The 21,185-nt window shown below is 72.9% G+C and carries 19 protein-coding genes; 14 read left to right on the top strand and 5 right to left on the bottom strand.

What is annotated here, in order from left to right; genetic code table 11:
• The first annotated feature begins 29 nt into the window (after positions 1-29).
• The 3 genes from ACZ7EG_RS11750 (at position 30) to ACZ7EG_RS11760 (ending at position 2,833) form a co-directional block, all read left to right on the top strand.
• Positions 30-1,469, top strand: coding sequence for a DUF2252 domain-containing protein (locus tag ACZ7EG_RS11750; protein WP_471075770.1), 1,440 nt, complete (start codon positions 30-32; stop codon positions 1,467-1,469).
• Between the two features lie 129 nt (positions 1,470-1,598).
• Complete coding sequence (locus tag ACZ7EG_RS11755) at positions 1,599-2,438, top strand: hypothetical protein (RefSeq protein ID WP_471075773.1); 840 nt, start codon at positions 1,599-1,601, stop codon at positions 2,436-2,438.
• A gap of 65 nt (positions 2,439-2,503) precedes the next feature.
• Positions 2,504-2,833, top strand: coding sequence for a rhodanese-like domain-containing protein (locus tag ACZ7EG_RS11760; protein ID WP_053670196.1), 330 nt, complete (start codon positions 2,504-2,506; stop codon positions 2,831-2,833).
• Positions 2,834-2,903: 70 nt separating this feature from the next.
• Here the strand turns inward: ACZ7EG_RS11760 and ACZ7EG_RS11765 are convergent, their stop codons facing one another.
• On the bottom strand, positions 2,904-4,037 hold the full coding sequence (locus tag ACZ7EG_RS11765) for an acyl-CoA dehydrogenase family protein (RefSeq protein ID WP_471075776.1): 1,134 nt from the start codon (positions 4,035-4,037) through the stop codon (positions 2,904-2,906).
• 291 nt (positions 4,038-4,328) lie between these two features.
• On the opposite strand from ACZ7EG_RS11765, the gene ACZ7EG_RS11770 reads away from it, so the two are divergent.
• From ACZ7EG_RS11770 to ACZ7EG_RS11780, 3 genes are read left to right on the top strand one after another with little or no spacing between them, the layout of a single operon-like run.
• Positions 4,329-5,225, top strand: a complete 897-nt coding sequence (locus ACZ7EG_RS11770) for a DUF5819 family protein (protein WP_471077050.1) — start codon at positions 4,329-4,331, stop codon at positions 5,223-5,225.
• Complete coding sequence (locus tag ACZ7EG_RS11775; RefSeq protein WP_471075779.1) at positions 5,222-6,433, top strand: HTTM domain-containing protein; 1,212 nt, start codon at positions 5,222-5,224, stop codon at positions 6,431-6,433. The genes ACZ7EG_RS11770 and ACZ7EG_RS11775 overlap by 4 nt, the downstream gene beginning before the upstream one ends.
• Complete coding sequence (locus ACZ7EG_RS11780) at positions 6,430-7,173, top strand: TrmH family RNA methyltransferase (protein ID WP_471075782.1); 744 nt, start codon at positions 6,430-6,432, stop codon at positions 7,171-7,173. Before ACZ7EG_RS11775 ends, ACZ7EG_RS11780 begins: the two co-directional genes overlap by 4 nt.
• A gap of 81 nt (positions 7,174-7,254) precedes the next feature.
• On the opposite strand, the gene paaN is transcribed toward ACZ7EG_RS11780, so the two are convergent.
• Entirely contained in the window at positions 7,255-8,946 is a 1,692-nt protein-coding gene (gene paaN / locus ACZ7EG_RS11785; protein WP_471075785.1) for a phenylacetic acid degradation protein PaaN, read from the bottom strand.
• A gap of 160 nt (positions 8,947-9,106) precedes the next feature.
• On the opposite strand from paaN, the gene ACZ7EG_RS11790 reads away from it, so the two are divergent.
• Together ACZ7EG_RS11790 and ACZ7EG_RS11795 are read left to right on the top strand one after the other, a co-directional pair.
• Positions 9,107-10,624: a 3-hydroxyacyl-CoA dehydrogenase gene (locus ACZ7EG_RS11790; RefSeq protein WP_471075788.1), complete on the top strand. Its 1,518-nt coding sequence runs from the start codon at positions 9,107-9,109 to the stop codon at positions 10,622-10,624.
• Positions 10,621-11,211, top strand: a complete 591-nt coding sequence (locus ACZ7EG_RS11795; protein WP_471075791.1) for a TetR/AcrR family transcriptional regulator — start codon at positions 10,621-10,623, stop codon at positions 11,209-11,211. Before ACZ7EG_RS11790 ends, ACZ7EG_RS11795 begins: the two co-directional genes overlap by 4 nt.
• A gap of 10 nt (positions 11,212-11,221) precedes the next feature.
• Here the strand turns inward: ACZ7EG_RS11795 and ACZ7EG_RS11800 are convergent, their stop codons facing one another.
• The gene (locus tag ACZ7EG_RS11800) at positions 11,222-11,707 is read right to left on the bottom strand and encodes an Lrp/AsnC family transcriptional regulator (RefSeq protein WP_471077053.1); all 486 of its coding nucleotides are present in this window, start codon (positions 11,705-11,707) and stop codon (positions 11,222-11,224) included.
• A 190-nt stretch (positions 11,708-11,897) separates the two neighbouring features.
• On the opposite strand from ACZ7EG_RS11800, the gene pdhA reads away from it, so the two are divergent.
• The 6 genes from pdhA to ACZ7EG_RS11830 all read left to right on the top strand — a co-directional run bounded on the left by pdhA (position 11,898) and on the right by ACZ7EG_RS11830 (position 19,047).
• A complete protein-coding gene (gene pdhA / locus ACZ7EG_RS11805; protein WP_471075794.1) occupies positions 11,898-13,049 on the top strand; it encodes a pyruvate dehydrogenase (acetyl-transferring) E1 component subunit alpha in 1,152 nt (383 codons plus the stop codon).
• Positions 13,046-14,050: an alpha-ketoacid dehydrogenase subunit beta gene (locus ACZ7EG_RS11810; protein ID WP_471075796.1), complete on the top strand. Its 1,005-nt coding sequence runs from the start codon at positions 13,046-13,048 to the stop codon at positions 14,048-14,050. Before pdhA ends, ACZ7EG_RS11810 begins: the two co-directional genes overlap by 4 nt.
• Positions 14,050-15,495, top strand: coding sequence for a dihydrolipoamide acetyltransferase family protein (locus ACZ7EG_RS11815; protein ID WP_471075799.1), 1,446 nt, complete (start codon positions 14,050-14,052; stop codon positions 15,493-15,495). The genes ACZ7EG_RS11810 and ACZ7EG_RS11815 overlap by 1 nt, the downstream gene beginning before the upstream one ends.
• A gap of 86 nt (positions 15,496-15,581) precedes the next feature.
• On the top strand, positions 15,582-16,556 hold the full coding sequence (locus ACZ7EG_RS11820) for an NTP transferase domain-containing protein (protein WP_471075802.1): 975 nt from the start codon (positions 15,582-15,584) through the stop codon (positions 16,554-16,556).
• The gene (locus tag ACZ7EG_RS11825; RefSeq protein ID WP_471075805.1) at positions 16,553-17,941 is read left to right on the top strand and encodes a molybdopterin molybdotransferase MoeA; all 1,389 of its coding nucleotides are present in this window, start codon (positions 16,553-16,555) and stop codon (positions 17,939-17,941) included. Before ACZ7EG_RS11820 ends, ACZ7EG_RS11825 begins: the two co-directional genes overlap by 4 nt.
• On the top strand, positions 17,938-19,047 hold the full coding sequence (locus tag ACZ7EG_RS11830; protein WP_471075808.1) for a potassium channel family protein: 1,110 nt from the start codon (positions 17,938-17,940) through the stop codon (positions 19,045-19,047). Before ACZ7EG_RS11825 ends, ACZ7EG_RS11830 begins: the two co-directional genes overlap by 4 nt.
• Positions 19,048-19,217: 170 nt before the next feature.
• Here ACZ7EG_RS11830 and ACZ7EG_RS11835 read toward each other — a convergent pair whose 3' ends face one another.
• Both ACZ7EG_RS11835 and ACZ7EG_RS11840 read right to left on the bottom strand, forming a co-directional pair.
• Positions 19,218-20,066: an ABC transporter permease gene (locus ACZ7EG_RS11835; RefSeq protein WP_471075811.1), complete on the bottom strand. Its 849-nt coding sequence runs from the start codon at positions 20,064-20,066 to the stop codon at positions 19,218-19,220.
• Positions 20,063-21,082 (bottom strand): ATP-binding cassette domain-containing protein, encoded by a 1,020-nt coding sequence (locus ACZ7EG_RS11840; RefSeq protein WP_471075814.1) that lies wholly within the window; start codon positions 21,080-21,082, stop codon positions 20,063-20,065. Before ACZ7EG_RS11840 ends, ACZ7EG_RS11835 begins: the two co-directional genes overlap by 4 nt.
• Positions 21,083-21,185: the final 103 nt, after the last annotated feature.

Here is a 21,185-nt window from a genome sequence, read left to right on the forward strand (position 1 = left end):
TTCGTGCGCGTGCGGGGGAGGCGGTCGGGATGACCAGCACCGGAGCTCAGGACGAGAGCGGGACCACGGCGAGGGCCGGGGCGCCGCGCAGGCTGCCCCGGGTACGTGGCTTCGCCGAGTGGCCGCCCGCCGGTTCGCCCAAGGACGAGGGCAAGGCCCTCCGGAAGCAGATCCCGCGCAGCTCGCACGCCTCGCTCGACCTGGACGCGTCCCGGCCCGACGCGGTGAGCGCCGTGGAGGAGTCGGGCCGCGGGCGGCTGCCCGAGCTGACCCCGATCCGCGTCGGCCGCATGGCCGCCACCCCGTTCGCGTTCCTGCGCGGCTCTGCGGGACTCATGGCGTACGACCTCGCGCGCACGCCCATGACCAGGATCCGGGCACAGCTCTGCGGCGACGCCCACGCGGCCAATTTCGGCCTGTACGGCGACGCGCGCGGCGGCCTGGTCATCGACCTGAACGACTTCGACGAGACGGTGCCCGGCCCCTGGGAGTGGGACCTCAAACGACTCGCGGCCTCCCTGGTGCTCGCGGGCCGGGTGGGCGGCGCCGACGAGGACCAGTGCCGCAAGGCGGCCTACGACGCGGCAGGCGCCTACCGCAGGACCATGCGGCTGCTGGCCAGGCTCCCGGTGCTGGACGCGTGGAACGCCATCGCGGACGAGGAGCTCGTCTCCCACGCGGACGCCCATGATCTGCTCGGCACGCTGGAGCGGGTCTCCGAGAAGGCCCGCCACAACACCAGCGGCCGCTTCGCTGCCAAGTCGACCGAGGCCACGGAGGACGGCGGACGCCGGTTCGTGGACGCGCCACCGGTGCTGCGGCGCGTCCCGGACGCCCAGGCCGCGGCGGTGGCGGCGTCCCTGGAGGAGTACGTCGGCACCCTCCAGGAGGACCGCCTTCCGCTCCTCGCCCGGCACGCGGTGCACGACGTCGCCTTCCGCGTCGTCGGCACGGGCAGTGTCGGCACCCGGTCCTACGTCGTGCTGCTCCTGGACCACCGGGGCGAACCGCTGGTGCTCCAGGTCAAGGAGGCGCGGACGTCGGCGCTGGTTCCGCATCTGGCGACGGCCGGTTTCGACACGCCGGCGGCCGGCCATGAGGGCCGGCGGGTCGTGCTGGGCCAGAAGCGGATGCAGGTCGTGAGCGACAACCTGCTGGGCTGGACGACGGTGGACGGGTTGCCCTTCCAGGTCCGCCAGTTCCGCAACCGCAAGGGCAGCGTCGACCCGGCCGCCCTGGCCACCGACCAGCTGGACGACTACGGCCGTATGACCGGTGCCCTCCTGGCGCGTGCGCACGCGCACAGCGTCGATCCGCGGCTCATCGCCGGGTACTGCGGGAAGAACGAGGAGCTGGACGAGGCGATGGCGACCTTCGCCGTGGCCTACGCGGACCGGACCGAGGCGGATCACGCGGAGCTGCTGGCGGGGGTGCGGGCGGGGAAGGTCGCTGCGGAGACGGGGGTGTAGGAGGCGGGGGTGGGCCGTCCCACCCGGGGCGCCGGCAGCGGCCGGCGTGCCACCTCCCGGGTCTGCCACCTTCCGGGTCTGTTCTCCTCCGGGGCCGGGCCGGGTCGGTGCGTCACCTAGGCTGGTCGGGTGACGACCCCGGAAGCTGAGCAGGATGGCGGCGACGCCGCACGGCCGGAGGCGCGGCTGGAGCGGGCCGTGCGGGCCGCCGAGCAGGCGTTGATCGAGTACGAGATCGCGGTGGAGACCTTCCGCGTCGAGGTCGAGAACTTCTCCCGGCTGCACGAACAGAAGCTCGGCCCGCTGTACGCGCGGCTCGAGGAGCTGGACGCCCGGATCCTGGAGGCCAGAGCCGCCCGCAGCGGCGACCCCGCGGACCGGCAGCGGGCGGAGGAGGCCAGAGCGCGGCTCGCCCCGATCCCCGGCGTCGAGGAACTGCTGCACGGCTGGATGGACGGCAGCGGGCTGTTCCCGGAGGCCTCGGCGATGCTCACGGACCAGCCGGTCCGGCCTCCGCAGCGGGTCCGTCCCAGCGAGGAGGCCCGCAAGCTCTACCGCGACCTCGCCCGCAAGGCCCACCCGGACCTGGCACAGGAGGAGAAGGAGCGCGCGCGGCGCGAGGAGTTCATCACGCGGGTCAACGCCGCCTACGCCCGGGGCGACGAGGCGGAGCTGCGCGAACTCGCCGCGGAGTGGGCCGAGGGACCCGAACTGAAGCGGGGCCCCAGCCGGGCCGAGGAGCTCTACGCCCGCCTCGAGTGGCTCGCCCAGCGCAAGGAGCTGCTCGGGCTGCTGGCCGGGGAGCTGGAGGACAGCGCCATCGGCCACATGCTCCAGCTGGCCCCGGACGATCCGGACCGGCTCCTGGACGAGATCGGGCAGGGCCTGCTCACCCAGGTCGGCGAGCGGGAGACGGAGCTGGCCGCGCTGCTCGACGGCGACGAGGGCCAGGGCCAGGGCCAGGGCTGAGCCGTGCCCCGGGCGGTGTTCCGGCCGGTTCGGGTAGCGTCGGACGCATGAGTTTTGGAGCTGGTGTGCCCACGGTCGCGGTCGCGGACCTCAAGGACGGTGACTTCCTGCTGGACGTCCGGGAGGACGACGAGTGGAAGGCCGGCCATGCCGCAGGGGCGCTGCACATCCCGATCAGCGAGTTCGTCGCCCGGTACGGCGAGCTGACCGAGGCCGCCCCGCAGGACGGCCGGGTCCATGTGATCTGCCGTTCGGGCGGCCGGTCCGCACAGGTCACGATGTACCTGGCCCAGCAGGGCGTCGACGCCGTGAACGTCGACGGCGGCATGCAGGTGTGGGAGGCGGCGGGCCGTCCCGTCGTGACGGACGACGGGCAGCAGGGGTTCGTCCTCTAGGGGCCGTCCTCTGGGGTTCGTCCTCTGGGGGCCGTCCTCCAGGGGCGCCCCCACGGCCCTGTGCCGTGGATCAGGCCGGTGGGTGGGCGGCCAGGAGGTCGCCCAGGGCCTCCTCGTGTGCCGCGGCCGGGCCGAGTGAGAGTTCCAGGTGCTTGGCCCAGGCGTGGTAGCGGTGCAGGGGATAGTCCACGTCGGCGCCGAACCCGCCGTGCAGGTGCTGCGCGGTCTGCACGACCCGGCGGACGCCCTCCGCCGCCCAGATCTTGGCGACGGCCACGTCACCGGCGGCGGGCAGCGGGCCCGGGGCGCCGGAGGCGATCCGCCACGCCGCCTGCCAAAGGGTGGCCTCCATCGCGCGCAGGTCGATGTAGCGGTCGGCGGCCTGCACGGCGACGGCCTGGAAGGTCGCGATCGGGAACCCGAACTGCTCCCGCTTGCCCGTGTACTCCCCGGTCATCCGCAGCACGCGCTCCCCGAGCCCGAGCGCCAGCGCACACGTCCCGGTGGCCAGCAGATCCCGCAGCCACTCCCACGCCCCGTCGGTGTCGATCACGTCCCGGTCCGCGAGCCGTGCCGATGCCAGCCGCAGCTCACCGAGCCGCTCGCCGCTGGTGGAGATCTGCTCGGCGAGGCGGGCCCCCTCGTGCCCGCGCGGCACCAGGGCCAGCACGGTCCGGCCGGTCCCGGTGTGCGCGGGGACGAGCGTGACGTCCGCGTCGTAGGCCCACGGCACCGCCGTCTGGACGCCGTCCAGCACCCAGGTCCCGCCGTCCTGCCGGGCGGTCACGGACTGTTCGGCCGGGTCGTGGCCGGTGCGGCCGTGCGCGGCGACGGTCAGGACGGTTTCGCCCCGGCCGGACCGGGCGAGCAGGTCCGCCTTCGCCTCCTCACCGCCGTAGGCCTGGACGGCCGCGGCCGCCGCGCTGTTCTCCAGCAGGGGGACCCTGGCCAGTACCTGTGCCGACTCCCGCAGTACCAGGCAGAGCGCGATGGCGTCCAGGCCGGCCCCGCCGTACCGCGCGTCGAGCAGCAGGCTCAGCAGGTCGGCGTCGGCGAGCCGGGCCCACAGGGCGCGGTCGTACGTCTCGGCGACGGCGCCCGGGGTGAGGGCCGGGCTGGGCACGGCGTCGGGGGCGACCCCGGCGAACACGCCCTTCGCCGCCTCGGCCGCCGCCTGCTGCTCCTCGGTGAAGGTGAAGTCCACGGTGCCTGTCCTTCCGGCGATCCCGTTGAGCTGACGGGGCGTCAAGATAGAACAGGTTCTAGAAGAAGGGAATGGGTGTACGGGCGGGCGCCGTAGGGTGTCACTCGCCGTGCGGTCGGCCTCCCCGGTGTGGCGACGGCCACGGTGGGAGGGGCGGACAGGGGGTGTGCGCGGGTGGGTCTCCTGAGTACCGTGCCCGTGCCGATGCCGTGCGCAGTGCCGTGCGGGCGGTGCGACGCCCTCGCGGCCGGGCGGACGGAACGACGGACCGGGATCGTGGAACGGGGCGGAATGGACGCGTACGACGAGGGCTCGGACGCCCGGCACGGCCCCGATGCGCCGAGCCGTCCGACCCCGCCCGCGGAGCAGGACGCACCGGCTGAACCGGGCACACCGGCGGATTCCGCCGCGCATTCCGGGCCTGCCGGGCTGGTCCCGCCGCACGGTGTGTCCGAGCCGTACCGGCCCGGTGACCCCCGTACCGGCATCGCCGTGGGTGTGTCCGAGCCGTACCGGCCCGGTGACCCCCGTACCGGCATCGCCGCGCTCTCCCTCCGCTACCAGGCCGGTGTCGCCCTGGCGCTCGCGGTGGTCGCCATCGGGGTGTGTGTGCATCTCGGGATGACGTTCCTGCACGTCGCGCCGGCGAACACGGTCACCAGGGCGCACGGTGAGGCCGTCGACGACTGGATCTATCCGGAGTTCGAGCAGAACTGGAAGCTCTTCGCGCCGAACCCGCTCCAGCAGAACATCTCGATCCAGGTCCGCGCCGGGGTCCGCGGGCCGGACGGCATGACGTCGACCACCGGCTGGTACGACCTGTCCGCCGAGGACGGCCGGGCCATCGACGGCAACCTGCTGCCCAGCCACACCCAGCAGAACGAGCTGCGCCGGGCCTGGGACTTCTTCGTCGCGACGCACGACGGCGAGAGCCGCCCGGTGGGGCTGCGCGGAGCGCTCTCGGAGTCGTATCTGCGCCGGATCACGGTGCTGCGCCTCCACCACGACGACGCGGTGCGGGCCGCGACCGGGGGTGCCGGTGTCATCGAACGGGTGCAGGTGCGCTCCCGCACCAGCAATGTGCCGCCGCCCGAGTGGAGCCGGGAGAAGGTCACCATGACACCGTCCTACCGGGAGCTGCCGTGGTGGAAGGTGCCGCAGGACGAGGCCGAGGGAGGGGTGCGGTGAACCGCTTCTCGTCGGCCGTCTCGGGCGCCATAGCCCGCGTCACCGAGTCCGCCCTGGGCCCCTACCAGACGGCCGTCATCCGCATCGGCTTCAGCGCCACCTGGCTGCTGTTCCTGCTGCGCGAATTCCCCCACCGGCACGAGCTGTACGGTCCCGACGGCCCCTGGAGCTGGGATCTCGCCCAGCAGCTGGTCGGGTCCAACGGCTCCTTCACCGTCCTGATGTGGTCGGACGGCCCGGCCTGGTTCGAGATCGTCTACGCGCTCGCGGTCCTCTCCGCCGCCCTGCTGATGCTGGGCTGGCGCACCCGCACCATGTCGGTGCTGTTCATGGTGGGTGTGCTGTCGCTGCAGAACCGCAGCGTCTTCATGGGCGACGGCGGCGACAACGTGCTGCACCTGATGTCGATCTACCTGGTCTTCACGCGGTGCGCCCAGGTGTGGTCGCTGGACGCCCGGCGGGCTGTGCGGGACCGGGCGGCCCGCGCGCGGGGCGAGCGGGTGACGGACCGGGCCGGACCGGCCCTGTGGGGCGTGCTCGGGTTCGTGCTGGTCGCGGTCACCCTGGTCGGCCGGATGCAGGGCGACCGGCTGATACCGGCACTGCTGTGGACGGTGTGGGTCGTGCAGGCCCTGTGGTGGCTGGTCGGGCGGCGGGCCCGGACCGGTGAGCCGCGGATCCTGCTGGACGTCGTCGCGAACATCGTGCACAACGGCGCCCTGCTCGTGATCATGGCGGAGGCGTGCCTGATCTACGCGACGGCCGGCTGGTACAAGATCCAGGGCTCCCGCTGGCAGGACGGCACCGCGGTCTACTACCCGCTCCACCTGGAGTACTTCTCGCCCTGGCCGGCACTGGCGGATCTGCTGTCCGCCAGCGGAACGATGGTGATGCTGGTGACCTACGGCACCGTCCTGGTGCAGGTCGCCTTCCCGTTCACGCTGTTCAACAGGCGGGTGAAGAACGTCCTGCTGGCGGTGATGATGACCGAGCACGCCGTGATCGCCGTGGTCCTCGGACTGCCGTTCTTCTCGCTGGCGATGATCGCCGCGGACGCGGTGTTCCTGCCGACGGGCTTCCTGCGCCGTCTGGGCGACCGGGCGGCACGCGTGCGTGACCGGCTGGCGCGCCGGGGCGGCCGGGCGCCGGTCCCCGGGCAGCGTGCGCACGAGAGCCACGAGACCACGCACGTAGGCTTCGGGGCATGACCGACCCCGTGACCGCCTGGCACCGGCTCGCCGGTGACACCGTCCTGCTCGACGGGTTCCACGCCCTCAAGCACGCGCTGCGTTTCGGCGCGGAGGTGCCGGTGGCGGTGACGGCCGACCGGGCGGCCGCACTCGCGCTCGCCGACGAGCTGGCCCCGGATGTGCGGGACGTGCTGGCCGGGCTGCTGAGCGAGGTGCCGCACGAGACGTACGCGTCGTTCGTGCCGCGCCCGCACCCCACCGCCGTGGCCGCGCTGGCCGTTCGGCCGTCCCGTTCCGCCGGCCTCGCGAAGCTGGCGGCCGCGCCGCGGAGGACCCCGGTCGTGGTCCTCGACAATCCGCGCAACCTGGGCAACGCCGGTGCGGTGATCCGCCTGGCCGCCGGCTTCGGCGTCACGGGCGTGGTGACGACCGGGACGGTCGACCCCTGGCACCCGACGGTCGTGCGGGGCGGCGCGGGCCTGCACTTCGCGACGACGGTGGAGCGGCTGGCCGTCGACGAACTGCCGCCGGGCCCGCTGTTCGCCCTGGACCCGGAGGGCGACGACATCCGGGGCGTCAAGCTCCCGGACGACGCGGTCCTCGCCTTCGGCTCGGAACGCACCGGCCTGTCGACGGAACTCCGCGCCCGCGCGGACCACCTGCTGTCCCTGCCGATGCGCCCTCAGGTCAGCAGCTACAACCTGGCGACGAGTGTGGCGATGACGCTCTACCACTGGAGTCTCGGAGCGTCCCTCTAGGGGCGCCCCTTCAGGTGCGCGGGGAACCGCGCGAGCAACCCGCACGGCCGGCACCCGCGCACCACCGAGACCCCCGAGCTCCTAGGCGTCCCTGCGCACCTCGACCACCCGGAACCGGTTGGCCACGAACGCCCCGTCACACAGAGCCGCACTCGCCGCCGGGTTGCCACCCGACCCGTGGAAGTCGGAGAACGCGGCCGTCTGGTTCACGTACACCCCGCCCGTGAGGTTCAGCGACAGCTGCGCCGCCTCCTCCAGACAGGCCTCCTGGACGGCCTGTTCGACGTCCGGGTCGGTCGTGTACGCCCCGACGGTCATCGCGCCCTTCTCCCGCACGGTCCGCCGCAGCAACTCCACCGCATCGGACGCGGAGTCGACGGCGACGGCGAAGGACACCGGCCCGAAGCACTCGCTCATGTACGCGGCCTCGTCGTCCGGCTTGGCCCCGTCCAGCTTCACGATCACCGGCGTACGGACGACGGCCCCCGGGAAGTCCGGGTTGGTGATCTCCCGGGACGCCAGGGCGACCTCGCCCAGCCCCGAAGCGGCCTCCAGGCGGGCCTTCACGTCCGGGTTGACGATCGCGCCGAGCAGCGCGTTCGCCCGGGCGTCGTCGCCCAGCAGCCCGTCCACGGACTTGGCGAGATCCGCGACGACCTCGTCGTAGGACTTGGGGCCCTGGTCCGTGGAGATGCCCTCGCGGGGGACGAGCAGGTTCTGCGGGGTCGTGCACATCTGGCCGCTGTACAGGGACAGCGAGAACGCCAGGTTGGAGAGCATGCCCTTGTAGTCGGACGTGGAGTGGACGACGACGGTGTTGACGCCGGCCTTCTCCGTGTAGACCTGCGCCTGGCGGGCGTTGGCCTCCAGCCAGTCGCCGAACTCGGTCGAGCCCGTGTAGTCGATGATGCGGACCTCGGGGCGCAGCGCGAGGGTCTTGGCGATGCCCTCACCGGGGCGCTCGGCGGCCAGCGCGACCAGGTTCGGGTCGAAGCCGGCCTCGGCGAGCACCTCGCGGGCGACCTGCACGGTGAGGGCGAGCGGCAGCACCGCGCGCGGGTGGGGCTTGACCAGGACCGCGTTGCCGGTGGCGAGGGAGGCGAACAGGCCCGGGTAGCCGTTCCACGTCGGGAAGGTGTTGCAGCCGATCATCAGGGCGATGCCCCGCGGGACCGGCGTGAACTGCTTGTTCATCGCCAGCGGGTCGCGCTTGCCCTGCGGCTTGGTCCACTCGGCGTTGTCGGGCGTGCGCACCTGCTCCACGTACGCGTAGGCCACCGCCTCCAGGCCGCGGTCCTGCGCGTGCGGGCCGCCCGCCTGGAACGCCATCATGAACGCCTGGCCGGAGGTGTGCATGACCGCGTGCGCGAACTCGTGCGTCCGGTCGCTGATGCGCTTGAGGATCTCCAGGCAGACCACCGCGCGCTGCTCCGCGCCCGCGTCCCGCCAGGCCCGCTGGCCGGCCTTCATGGCGGGCAGCAGCACGTCGAGGTCCGCGTGCGGGTAGGTCACGCCCAGGTCGACGCCGTACGGGGAGGTCTCACCGCCCACCCAGTCGTCCGTGCCCGGCTGGCCGAGGTCGAGGCGGGAGCCGAGCAGGGCGTCGAAGGCGGCCTTGCCCGCCGCCGCGTCCAGGCTGCCGTTCTCCCCGTAGGCCTTGGGGTGCTCGGGGTGCGGGGACCAGTAGGCGCGTGTGCGGATCGCTTCCAGCGCCTGGTCGAGGGTGGACCGGTGCCGGGCGATCAGCTCGTGCGCCGAGAGTGCGGCGGTCATGGGTGACCAACTCCTCGTCTCAAGAACTCCTCGTCGAGTTCATGACCTGGGCAGAAACCTGGGCAGGAACACTCGGACAGAGCTAGAGTAACCGAACGATCGGTCGGTTCAAGGGGGTCCGCCGCATCTGTGGAAAACCCCGTGCGGGAGGATCGCGCACATGACAGCACTCGACCTCAGCAGCCCCGTGGCCGTCGTCGGCACCGGCACCATGGGCCAGGGAATCGCCCAGGTCGCGCTGGTCGCGGGCCATCCCGTACGGCTGTACGACACCGTCCCCGGGCGGGCCCGGGAGGCGGCCGACGCGATCGGCGCCCGCCTGGACCGGCTCGTCGAGAAGGAGCGGCTCACCGGCGCCGACCGGGACGCCGCCCGGGCCCGGCTGGTCCCCGCCGAGGACCTCGCCGAGCTCGCGGACTGCGCCCTGGTCGTCGAGGCCGTCCTGGAGCGGCTGGACGCCAAACAGGCGCTGTTCGGCGAGCTGGAGGGCATCGTCTCCGAGGACTGCCTGCTCGCCACCAACACCTCGTCGCTGTCCGTCACCGCCATCGGCGGCGCCCTGCGCCTTCCAGGCCGGTTCGTCGGACTGCACTTCTTCAACCCCGCGCCGCTGCTGCCGCTGGTCGAGGTCGTCTCCGGGTTCGCCACCGACGTCACCTACGCCACGCGCGCGTACGAAACCGCCCGCGCCTGGGGCAAGACGCCGGTGGCCTGCGCGGACACCCCCGGCTTCATCGTCAACCGCATCGCCCGGCCCTTCTACGCCGAAGCCTTCGCGGTGTACGAGTCGCAGGGCGCCGACCCTGCCACCATCGACGCCGTGCTGCGCGAGTCGGGCGGCTTCCGGATGGGCGCGTTCGAGCTGACCGACCTGATCGGCCAGGACGTCAACGAGTCGGTCACGCGGTCGGTCTGGCAGTCCTTCTTCCAGGACGTGCGCTTCACCCCGTCGCTCGCCCAGCGCCGCCTGGTCGAGTCCGGACGGCTCGGCCGCAAGACCGGCCACGGCTGGTACGACCACGGTGACGGCGCCGAGCGTCCCGAACCGGACACCGCCGACAAGCGGCAGCCGCCCGCGTACGTCGTCGCCGAGGGCGACCTGGGCCCGGCCGCCGAGCTGCTCGGGCTGATCCGGGAGGCGGGCATCCCGGTCCGCGACGAGGACGAGGACAGCGGCAGCCGCCTGGTGCTGCCGAGCGGCGGGCAGCTGGCCCTCGCCGACGGGCAGACCTCCGTGGAGTTCCGCGACGTCGTCTACTTCGACCTCGCGCTCGACTACCGCAAGGCCACCCGGATCGCCCTGTCCGCCTCCCAGGACACCTCCCCGCAGACCCTCGCCGAGGCCATCGGCCTCTTCCAGGCGCTCGGCAAGCAGGTCAGCGTCATCGGCGACGTGCCGGGCATGATCGTCGCCCGTACGGTGGCGCGGATCATCGACCTGGCGCACGACGCGGTCGCCAAGGGCGTGGCCACCGAGGAGGACATCGACACCGCGATGCGCCTCGGTGTGAACTACCCCCTGGGCCCCTTCGAGTGGAGCCGCCGGCTCGGCCGCTCCTGGGCCTACGCGCTCCTGGACGACCTGCACGTGCGCGACCCCTCGGGGCGCTACGCGCCCTCCCTGGCGCTGTACCGCCACGCCCACGCCTCCGACAAGCGGGAGGGCACCGCCTCATGACCACCGCCAAGCGCGACACCTACACCCCGGACACGCTGCTGTCCGTCGCCGTCCAGGTGTTCAACGAGCGTGGCTACGACGGCACCTCCATGGAGCACCTCTCCAAGGCGGCCGGTATCTCCAAGTCGTCGATCTACCACCACGTGACCGGCAAGGAGGAGCTGCTGCGCCGGGCCGTGAACCGGGCCCTGGACGGGCTCTTCGGGATCCTCGACGAGGAGCACGCGCGCGTGGGACACGCCTCGGACCGTCTGGAGTACGTCGTCCGGCGCATGGTCGAGGTGCTGATCACCGAGCTGCCCTACGTGACCCTGCTGCTGCGGGTGCGCGGCAACACCGACACCGAGCGGTGGGCCCTGGAGCGGCGCCGCGACTTCGACCACCGGGTCGCCGACCTGCTCAAGGCGGCCGCCGCGGACGGGGACGTGCGCGCCGACATAGAGGTCCGGCTGGTGACCCGGCTGGTCTTCGGCATGATCAACTCGATCGTCGAGTGGTACCGGCCGGACGGGCGCGGCATGAGCGAGCGCGAGGTGGCCGACGCGGTGGTGCAGCTGGCCTTCGGAGGCCTGCGCAAGGCCGGGTGACCAGGGCCTGTCAGCCCTGCGGTTCCAGGTCCTCCTCCTCGAACACCAGCAGGGTGCGCGTGCTGAGCACCTGAGGGATCGCCTGGAGCCGGGTCAGCACCAGCTCGCGCAGGGAGCGGTTGTCGGAGACGTGGACCAGCAGCAGTACGTCGAAGTCACCGCCCACCAGGGCGATGTGGGAGGCGCCGGGCAGCTGTCTGAGCTCCTTGCGCACCGTCCGCCAGGAGTTCTGGACGATCTTCAGCGTGATGTACGCGGAGGTGCCCTGGCCTGCCCGCTGGTGGTCGACCCGGGCGCCGAAGCCGCGGATGACACCGTCCTCGACGAGCCGGTTGATACGGGCGTAGGCGTTCGCCCGGGAGACGTGGACCCGCTCGGCGACCGACCGTATCGAGGCGCGGCCGTCCGCCTGGAGCATGCGCAGGATGTCCTGATCGATGGCGTCCAGGGGTCGTGGCGGCGGCAGGGGGCCGCTGTCGTCCTTGCCTTCGGCCATTTGTTCAGATGCCACCTGCGCCGACCTCCCCGCCATGGACGTACTGCGTCCATCTCAGGCTGTGGAGAACCGTTTGTCCACAGCCTGAGGTCACCCATAGCCAAAATGTGCCGTCGACCGAACAATCGGTAGGTGAGGCGGGTCACAGCCGACGCGCCTCTTCGAGCCGCTCCCACGAGGAGGTGCCGTCATGACGGTCATGGAGCAGCGGGGCGCGTACAAGCCGACCCCGCCGCCCGCCTGGCAGCCCCGGACGGATCCCGCGCCGCTGCTGCCCGACGCCGAGCCGTACCGCGTCCTCGGCACCGAGGCGGCCGCGAAGGCCGACCCCGAGCTGCTGAGGACGCTGTACGCGCAGCTGGTGAAGGGCCGCCGCTACAACGCGCAGGCCACCGCCCTCACCAAGCAGGGCCGTCTCGCTGTCTACCCCTCCACCACCGGCCAGGAGGCCTGTGAGGTCGCCGCGGCCATGGTCCTTCAGGAGCGCGACTGGCTCTTCCCGAGCTACCGCGACACGCTCGCCGTGGTGGCCCGGGGAGTGGACCCCGTCGAGGCGCTCACCCTGCTGCGCGGCGACTGGCACACCGGCTACGACCCCTACGAACACCGGGTCGCCCCCCTGTGCACCCCGCTCGCCACCCAGCTTCCGCACGCCGTCGGCCTCGCGCACGCCGCCCGCCTCAAGGGCGACGACGTGGTCGCGCTGGCCATGGTCGGCGACGGCGGCACCAGCGAGGGCGACTTCCACGAGGCGCTGAACTTCGCCGCCGTCTGGCAGGCCCCGGTCGTCTTCTTCGTGCAGAACAACGGCTTCGCGATCTCCGTGCCGCTCGCCAAGCAGACCGCGGCCCCGTCGCTGGCCCACAAGGCCGTCGGCTACGGCATGCCCGGCCGCCTGGTCGACGGCAACGACGCCGCCGCCGTGCACGAGGTGCTCTCCGACGCCGTACGCCACGCCCGGGCGGGCGGCGGACCCACCCTCGTCGAGGCGATCACCTACCGCGTCGACGCCCACACCAACGCCGACGACGCGACCCGCTACCGCGGCGACGCCGAGGTCGAGACCTGGCGCGAGCACGACCCGATCCGGCTGCTGGAGCGCGAGCTGACCGGGCGCGGTCTGCTCGACGAGGCCGGCATCGAGGCCGCCCGCCAGGAGGCCGAGACCATGGCCGCGGCCCTGCGCGAGCACATGAACCAGGACCCGGTGCTCGACCCGATGGACCTGTTCGCCCACGTCTACGCCGAGCCCACCGGGCAACTGCGCGAGCAGCGCGACCAGCTGCGGGCCGAGCTGGAGGCCGAGGCCGACGCCGCTCCGGAGGGGGGCACGCACCGATGACCACCGTCGCCGTCAAGCCGGCCACCATGGCGCAGGCCCTCACGCGCGCGCTGCGCGACGCCATGGCCGCCGACCCCGCCGTGCACGTCATGGGCGAGGACGTCGGCACCCTCGGCGGCGTCTTCCGCGTCACCGACGGACTCGCCAAGGAGTTCGGCGAGGACCGCTGCACGGACACGCCGCTCGCCGAGGCCGGCATCCTCGGCACCGCGGTCGGCATGGCCATGTACGGGCTCCGGCCGGTCGTGGAGATGCAGTTCGACGCGTTCGCCTACCCGGCGTTCGAGCAGCTCATCTCGCACGTGGCCCGGATGCGCAACCGCACCCGCGGCAGGATGCCCCTGCCGATCACCATCCGCGTCCCCTACGGCGGCGGCATCGGCGGCGTCGAGCACCACAGCGACTCCTCCGAGGCGTACTACATGGCGACTCCGGGGCTCCATGTCGTCACGCCCGCCACGGTCGCCGACGCCTACGGGCTGCTGCGCGCCGCCATCGCTTCCGACGACCCGGTCGTTGTCCTGGAGCCGAAGCGGCTGTACTGGTCGAAGGACTCCTGGAACCCCGAGGAGCCGGCGCCCGTCGAGCCGATCGGCCGCGCCGTGGTGCGGCGTTCGGGGCGCAGCGCCACGCTCATCACCTACGGGCCGTCCGTACCGGTCTGCATGGAGGCCGCCGAGGCGGCCCGGGCCGAGGGCTGGGACCTCGAAGTCGTCGACCTGCGCTCCCTGGTGCCGTTCGACGACGAGACGGTGTGCGCCTCGGTGCGGCGGACGGGACGCGCGGTCGTCGTCCACGAGTCGGGCTCCTTCGGCGGCCCGGGCGGGGAGATCGCGGCCCGGGTCACGGAGCGCTGCTTCCACCACCTGGAGGCGCCGGTGCTGCGGGTGGCCGGGTTCGATGTCCCGTATCCGCCGCCGATGCTGGAGCGTCACCACCTGCCCGGTGTGGACCGGATCCTGGACGCCGTGGGGCGTCTGCAGTGGGAGGCCGAGAGCTGATGGCACAGGTGCTCGAGTTCAAGCTGCCCGACCTCGGTGAGGGGCTCACCGAGGCGGAGATCGTGCGCTGGCTGGTCGAGGTCGGCGACGTCGTCGCGATCGACCAGCCGGTCGTGGAGGTCGAGACGGCCAAGGCGATGGTCGAGGTGCCGTGCCCCTACGGCGGTGTGGTCACGGCCCGCTTCGGCGAGGAGGGCACGGAACTGCCCGTCGGGGCTCCGCTGATCACCGTGGCCGTGGGGGAGCGGCCCGCTTCCGGCGCCGACGACACCGGCTCCGAGGGGTCGGGCAACGTCCTGGTCGGCTACGGCACCTCCGAGGCGCCCGCGCGGCGCCGCCGGGTTCGGCAGGAGCGGCCGCTGTCGGGCGCGTCCGCGACAGCCGGTCAGGCCGGTGCCGCCGGGCCGCTGAACGGGCGGGCGGACGCCGCCGTGTCCCCGGCCGGCGCGCAGGCGCAGGCCGGTGGCCCCGAGACGACCGTGAACGGGCGGGCCGACGGCACCGCCCCGGACGACGGTCCGGTGCCCGTGATCTCACCCCTGGTGCGCCGACTGGCGCGACAGAACGGCCTCGACCTGCGGAAACTGACCGGGTCCGGCCCCGACGGGCTGATCCTGCGGGCGGACGTGGAGTACGCCCTGCGCGTCGCGGGCCAAGGCGCCCCGGCGGCAGCGCCGGCCGAATCGCACCCGCGCGTGCCGCAGGCACCGAGCCCGGCCCCCGTATCCCGTCGACTCTCCGCGACAGCGGCACCCGGCGAGATCCGCACCCCGCTCAAGGGCATCCGGGGCGCCGTCGCCGACAAGCTGGCGCGCAGTCGCCGCGAGATCCCCGACGCCACCTGCTGGGTGGACGCGGACGCCACGGAGCTCATGCGGGCGCGCGCGGCCATGAACGCGGCCGGCGGACCGAAGATCTCCCTCCTGGCCCTGCTGGCCCGGATCTGCACCGCGGCCCTCGCCCGCTTCCCCGAGCTCAACTCCACGGTCGACGCGGAGGCCAGGGAGGTCGTCCAGTTCGACCACGTGCACCTGGGGTTCGCGGCGCAGACCGACCGGGGCCTGGTCGTCCCGGTCGTACGGGACGCCCACGCGCGCGACGCCGAGTCTCTGACCGCCGAGTTCGCCCGGCTGACCGAGGCGGGCCGGACGGGGACGCTGACGCCGGGCGAACTCACCGGCGGGACCTTCACGCTGAACAACTACGGTGTCTTCGGCGTCGACGGTTCCACCCCGATCATCAACCACCCCGAGGCCGCCATGCTCGGCGTCGGCCGCATCGTCCCCAAGCCGTGGGTGCACGAGGGCGAGCTGGCGGTGCGGCAGGTCGTCCAGCTCTCGCTCACCTTCGACCACCGGGTGTGCGACGGGGGCGTGGCGGGCGGCTTCCTGCGGTACGTCGCGGACTGCGTGGAACAGCCGGCGGTGCTGCTGCGGACGCTGTGATTCCTGTTCCTCGTCCGAGCCGGTGTTCGTGATCGTGTCGCTTCCCCCGCGTTCCGTGTGATCGCGGGGGCACGCATACTCGGGGGGTGACCGCCTACGAGTCCCCCGGTGAACCCGGTGCCGCCACCGGCCCCGCGCACGGGTCCGGCCCCGCCCGGTACGACGCCGTCGTACTCGCCGGCGGTGCCGCCCGGCGCCTGGGCGGCACGGACAAGCCCGGCGTGCGGGTGGGCGGACGGCCCCTGCTCGACCGGGTGCTCGCGGCCTGCGCCACCGCTCGCACCACCGTCGTCGTCGCCGCGCCCCGGCCGACCGCACGGCCCGTGACCTGGGCCCGCGAGGACCCGCCCGGCGGCGGACCGCTCGCCGCGCTCGACGCCGGACTCCGCCACACCACGGCCGAGCACGTCGCCGTGCTCTCCGCCGACCTGCCGTTCCTTCAGGAGCCGACGGTGGGCCGTCTGCTGAGCGCACTGCGGGCGAGCGGCTTTGACGGCGTGCTGCTGACCGACCCCGGAGGCCGTGACCAGCCGCTCGTGGCCGCCTACCGCGCGCCGCGGCTGCGCGAGGAGCTCGCGCGCCTCGGCGCCCGGCACGGCGCTCTCGCCGGTCTCCCCCTGCGGCGCCTCACCGCCGAGTTGGACCTCACCCGCATCTCCGACCCCGTCGCGTCTTTCGACTGCGACACCTGGGACGACATCGCCACCGCCAGGGCACGTATCAGGGAGCATGGGCACGTGTTGGATGAATGGATTTCCGCCGTCAAGGACGAACTGGGGATCGACCTCGATGTCGACACCCGCGGCCTGCTCGACCTCGCCCGCGACGCCGCCCACGGGGTGGCCCGGCCCGCGGCGCCGCTGACCACCTTCCTCGTCGGTTACGCGGCCGCGCAGGCGGGAGGAGGCCCCGAGGCGGTCGCCGAGGCGGCCCGCAAGGCCGCGGCCCTCGCCGACCGCTGGGCGCAGGAGAGCACCTCCGAGGCCGAGCCCGCCGCCGGCGGGCCTCAGGGCGACGTGGCCCCCGACGCCACGCCCGACACCCGCCCGGACGCCGGATGACCCCGCACCACGCCCCTGCCGGTGAGGACGCCGAGGACCTCGACGTCGAGGAGGTGCTCGCGCTCGTGAGGAACAGCAACGGCAACCACCCGCCCGACCCCGCGCCGCGGGGCGAGACGGACAGCGCCCACTCCTCCCACCAGCCGGATCCCTCCGCCCGGCCCGACACCCGCCACCGCGCCACCCCCTGGCCCGAAGCCCGGGCCCTGGCCGAGCGCGCCGGCCGCGACGCCGCCCGGGCCGCCCGCCGCGCCCCCGTCTCCGCGCCCCTCGACACCGCCCTTGGCCTGACCCTCGCCGCCCCGCTCGACGCCCTCACCGACCTCCCCTCCTTCGACACCTCCGCGATGGACGGCTGGGCGGTGTGCGGCCCCGCCCCCTGGCACGTACGGGACGAGGGCGTCCTCGCCGGGCATGCCGCGCCGGGGTCCCTCACCGACGGCGAGGCCGTCCGGATCGCCACCGGCGCCCGCATCCCCCCGGACACCACCGCGGTCCTGCGCAGCGAGCACGGCCGCACCGACGACAAGGGCCGCCTGTACGCGACCAGGGACGTCGTCCCCGGCCAGGACATCCGCCCGCGCGGCCAGGAATGCCGTACCGGCGACCAGCTCCTCGCCGTCGGCACGCTCGTCACCCCGGCCGTTCTCGGACTCGCGGCGGCGGCCGGATACGACGCCGTCACCGCCGTCCCCCGCGCCCGTGCCGAAGTCCTGGTCCTCGGTGACGAGTTGCTCACCCAGGGCCTGCCGCACGACGGTCTGATCCGGGACGCGCTCGGCCCGATGCTGCCGCCCTGGCTGCGGGCGCTCGGCGCCGAGGTCACCGCCGTCCGGCGCATCCGTGACGACGCCGACGCCCTGCACGAGGCCGTCACCGCGTCCGGGGCCGACGTCATCCTCACCACCGGCGGCACCGCGGCGGGCCCCGTCGACCACGTGCACCCCACGCTGCGCCGGCTCGGTGCCGAGCTCCTCGTCGACGGCGTCAAGGTGCGCCCCGGCCACCCCATGCTGCTGGCCCGCATCACGCAGACCCAGCACCTCGTGGGCCTTCCGGGCAACCCGCTCGCCGCCGTCTCCGGCCTGCTGACGCTCGCCGAGCCCCTGTTGCGGGTCCTCGCGGCGCGCCCGGCTCCCGAGCCGTACACGATGCCGCTCCGGGACGCCGTGCACGGGCACCCGCACGACACCCGGCTCGTCCCCGTCGTCCTGCGCGGCGACGAGGCCGTGCCGTTGCACTACAACGGCCCGGCCATGCTGCGCGGTATCGCGGCGGCCGACGCGCTGGCCGTGGTCCCGCCGGGCGGCGCCCGTCCGGGGCAGGAGGCGGAACTGCTCGACCTGCCCTGGGCGTCCGGGGGAATCGGGGTGTGTTTCACGTGAAACTTCCGGGCCAGGACGTGATCGCCCGCCAGGCCGACGAGCATCTGGTGACCCATCGGGTGAAACTCCCGAGGAAAGTGGTGGAGCACCCGATCCGCCAGGTCGCCAAGCGGCTCTCCATCGCGCTGTTCGTCCTCGTCCTGACCGCGCTGATCGTCTACGCCGACCGCGACGGTTACAACGACAACGCGGGTGGTGGCATCAGCCTCCTCGACGCGTTCTACTACGCGACCGTCACGCTCTCGACCACCGGCTACGGTGACATCACCCCCGCGAGCGAAAGCGCCCGGCTCACCAACATCCTCGTCATCACGCCCCTGCGGGTGCTCTTCCTGATCATCCTGGTCGGCACCACCCTCGAAGCCCTCACCGAACGCACCCGGGAGGAATGGCGACTGACCCGCTGGAGGTCCACGTTGCGCGATCACACCGTCGTCATCGGCTTTGGCACGAAAGGCAGGTCGGCGATCCGGACCGTCTGCGCGACGGGCCTGAGGAAGGAGCAGGTGGTCGTGGTCGACCCCAGTTCCAAGGTGATCGACGCCGCGACCGCCGAGGGCTACGCGGGCATCGTCGGGGACGCGACCCGAAGCGAGGTGCTGACGCAGGCCGAGGTGCACAAGGCGCGTCAGATCATCATCGCGACCCAGCGCGACGACACCGCGGTCCTGGTGACGCTGACGGCACGCCAGCTCAACCGCGGGGCGAAGATCGTGGCCACCGTGCGGGAGGAGGAGAACGCCCCGCTGCTCAAGCAGTCCGGCGCCGACGCGGTCGTCACCAGCGCCAGTGCCGCCGGCCGGCTGCTCGGCCTGTCCGTGCTCAGCCCCTCCGCCGGCATGGTGATGGAGGACCTCATCCAGCAGGGCAGCGGGCTCGACATCGTGGAACGGCCGGTGGTGAAGGCCGAGGTGGGCAAGACGCCGCGGGAGGTCGCCGACCTGGTGGTGAGCGTCATACGCGGACACCGGGTCCTCGGCTACGACGATCCGTCCGTCGGACGGCTGGAGCTGGCCGACCGCCTCATCACGATCGTGCGCGCGACCCCGGCCACCCAGGTCGCGCCGGACATCCGCCCGATGCCGCCGATGCCCCGCAACAACTGACGGGCAGAGCGGCCGGCCGCCCCGCAACAACTGACGGGCAGAGTGGCCGGCCGCCCCGCATCCGCCCGGTGCGCGAGGGCCGGCCGCCCCGCACCCGCCCGGTGCGCGAGGGCCGGCCGCCCCGCACCCGCCCCGGTGCGCGACGGCCGGCCGGAAGCTCGCCGCGAGGGCTACTTGCGGTTGTACAGCCGCATCGTGACCGGCCCGAAGACCAGCACGAACAGGGCCGCCCAGCCCAGCGACCAGGCGACCTCGTCGGCCGGCCAGTCGCCGCCCATCAGGCCCCGCACAGCCGACGCCAGATGCGTGATGGGGCTGTTGTTCACGAACGCCTGCAGCCAGCCCGGCATGGTCTTCGGATCCACGAACACGTTGGACAGGAACGTGAGCGGGAAGATCACCATCATGCTGACGCCCATCACCGACTTCTCGGTGCGCAGCAGAAGCCCGAACATCGTCCAGATCCACGAGAAGGCGAACGAGAAGGCCACCAGGAGGGCGATCCCGGCGAGCACACCGGCGACCCCACCGTCCGGCCGGTAGCCGAGGATGATGCCGACGGTGAGCATCACGACCGAGGCGATCGTGTACCGCAGGGCGTCACCGAGCAGATAGCCGACCATCGTCGACGGCCGCCAGATCGGCAGGCTGCGGAACCGGTCGAAGACGCCCTTCTCGATGTCGGTGTTCACGGAGACACCCGTGTACATCGTGATCATCACGACCGACATCACGAGGATGCCCGGCAGCAGGAACTGGATGTACTCCTTCGGCGAGCCGGCCAGCGCCCCGCCGAACAGATACGTGTACATCAGCACCATCATGATCGGGAACGCCGTGACGTCGAAGAGCTGCTCCGGCACGTGCTTGATCTTGAGGATCGCCCGCCAGCCGAAGGTCATCGAGGCCGACCACGCGCTGGGCCGCGGCGGCCTCTCCTTGGCGACCAGCAGTGCGGCGAGGGACTCGGCGCTGACCGGGGCGAGCTCTTTGCTCTCGGTGGTCGTCGTGGTGCTCATGCCGCCACCTCGTCCTTCGGGTCGTCGGAGTACTGGGCGGAGTCGTGCGTGTCGTGCCCGGTGAGGGCGAGGAAGACCTCGTCCAGGCTGGGCTGGCCCAGCGAGAAGTTGTCGACGGTGATCCCCGCGCGGGCCAGTTCGCTCAGGGCACGGGCGGACTGCTCGGCCGCGGAGTCGTCACTCGCCGCCGAGCTGAGGCGGGCGGTGAGGGCCACCGGGTCGGGCTCCGGCTGTACCTGTGCGTCGAGGGCACGGCGCAGCAGGTCGGCCGCGAGATCGCGCTGGTCGGGATCGCGCAGGCGCAGATGGACGGACCCGGCGCCGACGGACGACTTCAGCTCGCCCTTGGTGCCCTCGGCGATCACCTTGCCCCGGTCGATGACGGCGATCCGGGACGCCAGCTGGTCGGCCTCGTCCAGGTACTGCGTGGTCAGCAGCACCGTGGTGCCCTGGGCGACGACGGCCCGCACGATGTCCCAGACCTGGTTGCGGCTGCGCGGGTCCAGGCCGGTGGTCGGCTCGTCGAGGAACAGCAGGTCGGGGGTGTTGAGGATGGACGCGGCGATGTCGATGCGGCGCCGCATGCCGCCGGAGTAGTGCTTGACCTGCTTCGGGGCCGCGTCCGTGAGCCCGAAGGCCTCCAGGAGCTGGGCGGCGCGCTCGCGGGCGGCCTTCTTGTGGTGGCCGAGCAGCCGGCCCAGCAGGACCAGGTTCTCGGTGCCGGTGAGGTCCTCGTCCACCGACGCGTACTGGCCGGTGAGGCTCACCCGGCCGCGTACCTCGTCCGCCTCGCGGACGATGTCGTGACCGAAGACATGCGCCTCGCCGCTGTCCGGCCGCAGGAGTGTGGCGAGCATCTTCACGGTGGTGGTCTTGCCGGCGCCGTTCGGGCCTAGGACGCCGTAGACCGTGCCCGCGGGCACGGACAGGTCGACGCCGTCGACGGCTCTCGTCTCGCCGAACGTTTTCACCAGGCCCGCGGTCTCGATCGCCAGGCCGGACATCTGCGTGCTCATGCTTCGGGTCCTTCCGCGTGCTTGGGCTACGCATGGAGAGACCTTTACCGTCGCGCAAACTCATCGGTGACGCACACGGGTTTTCTGCGGGACCGGTCCAAGG

It is taken from the genome of Streptomyces sp. NPDC037100 (genome assembly GCF_055606225.1).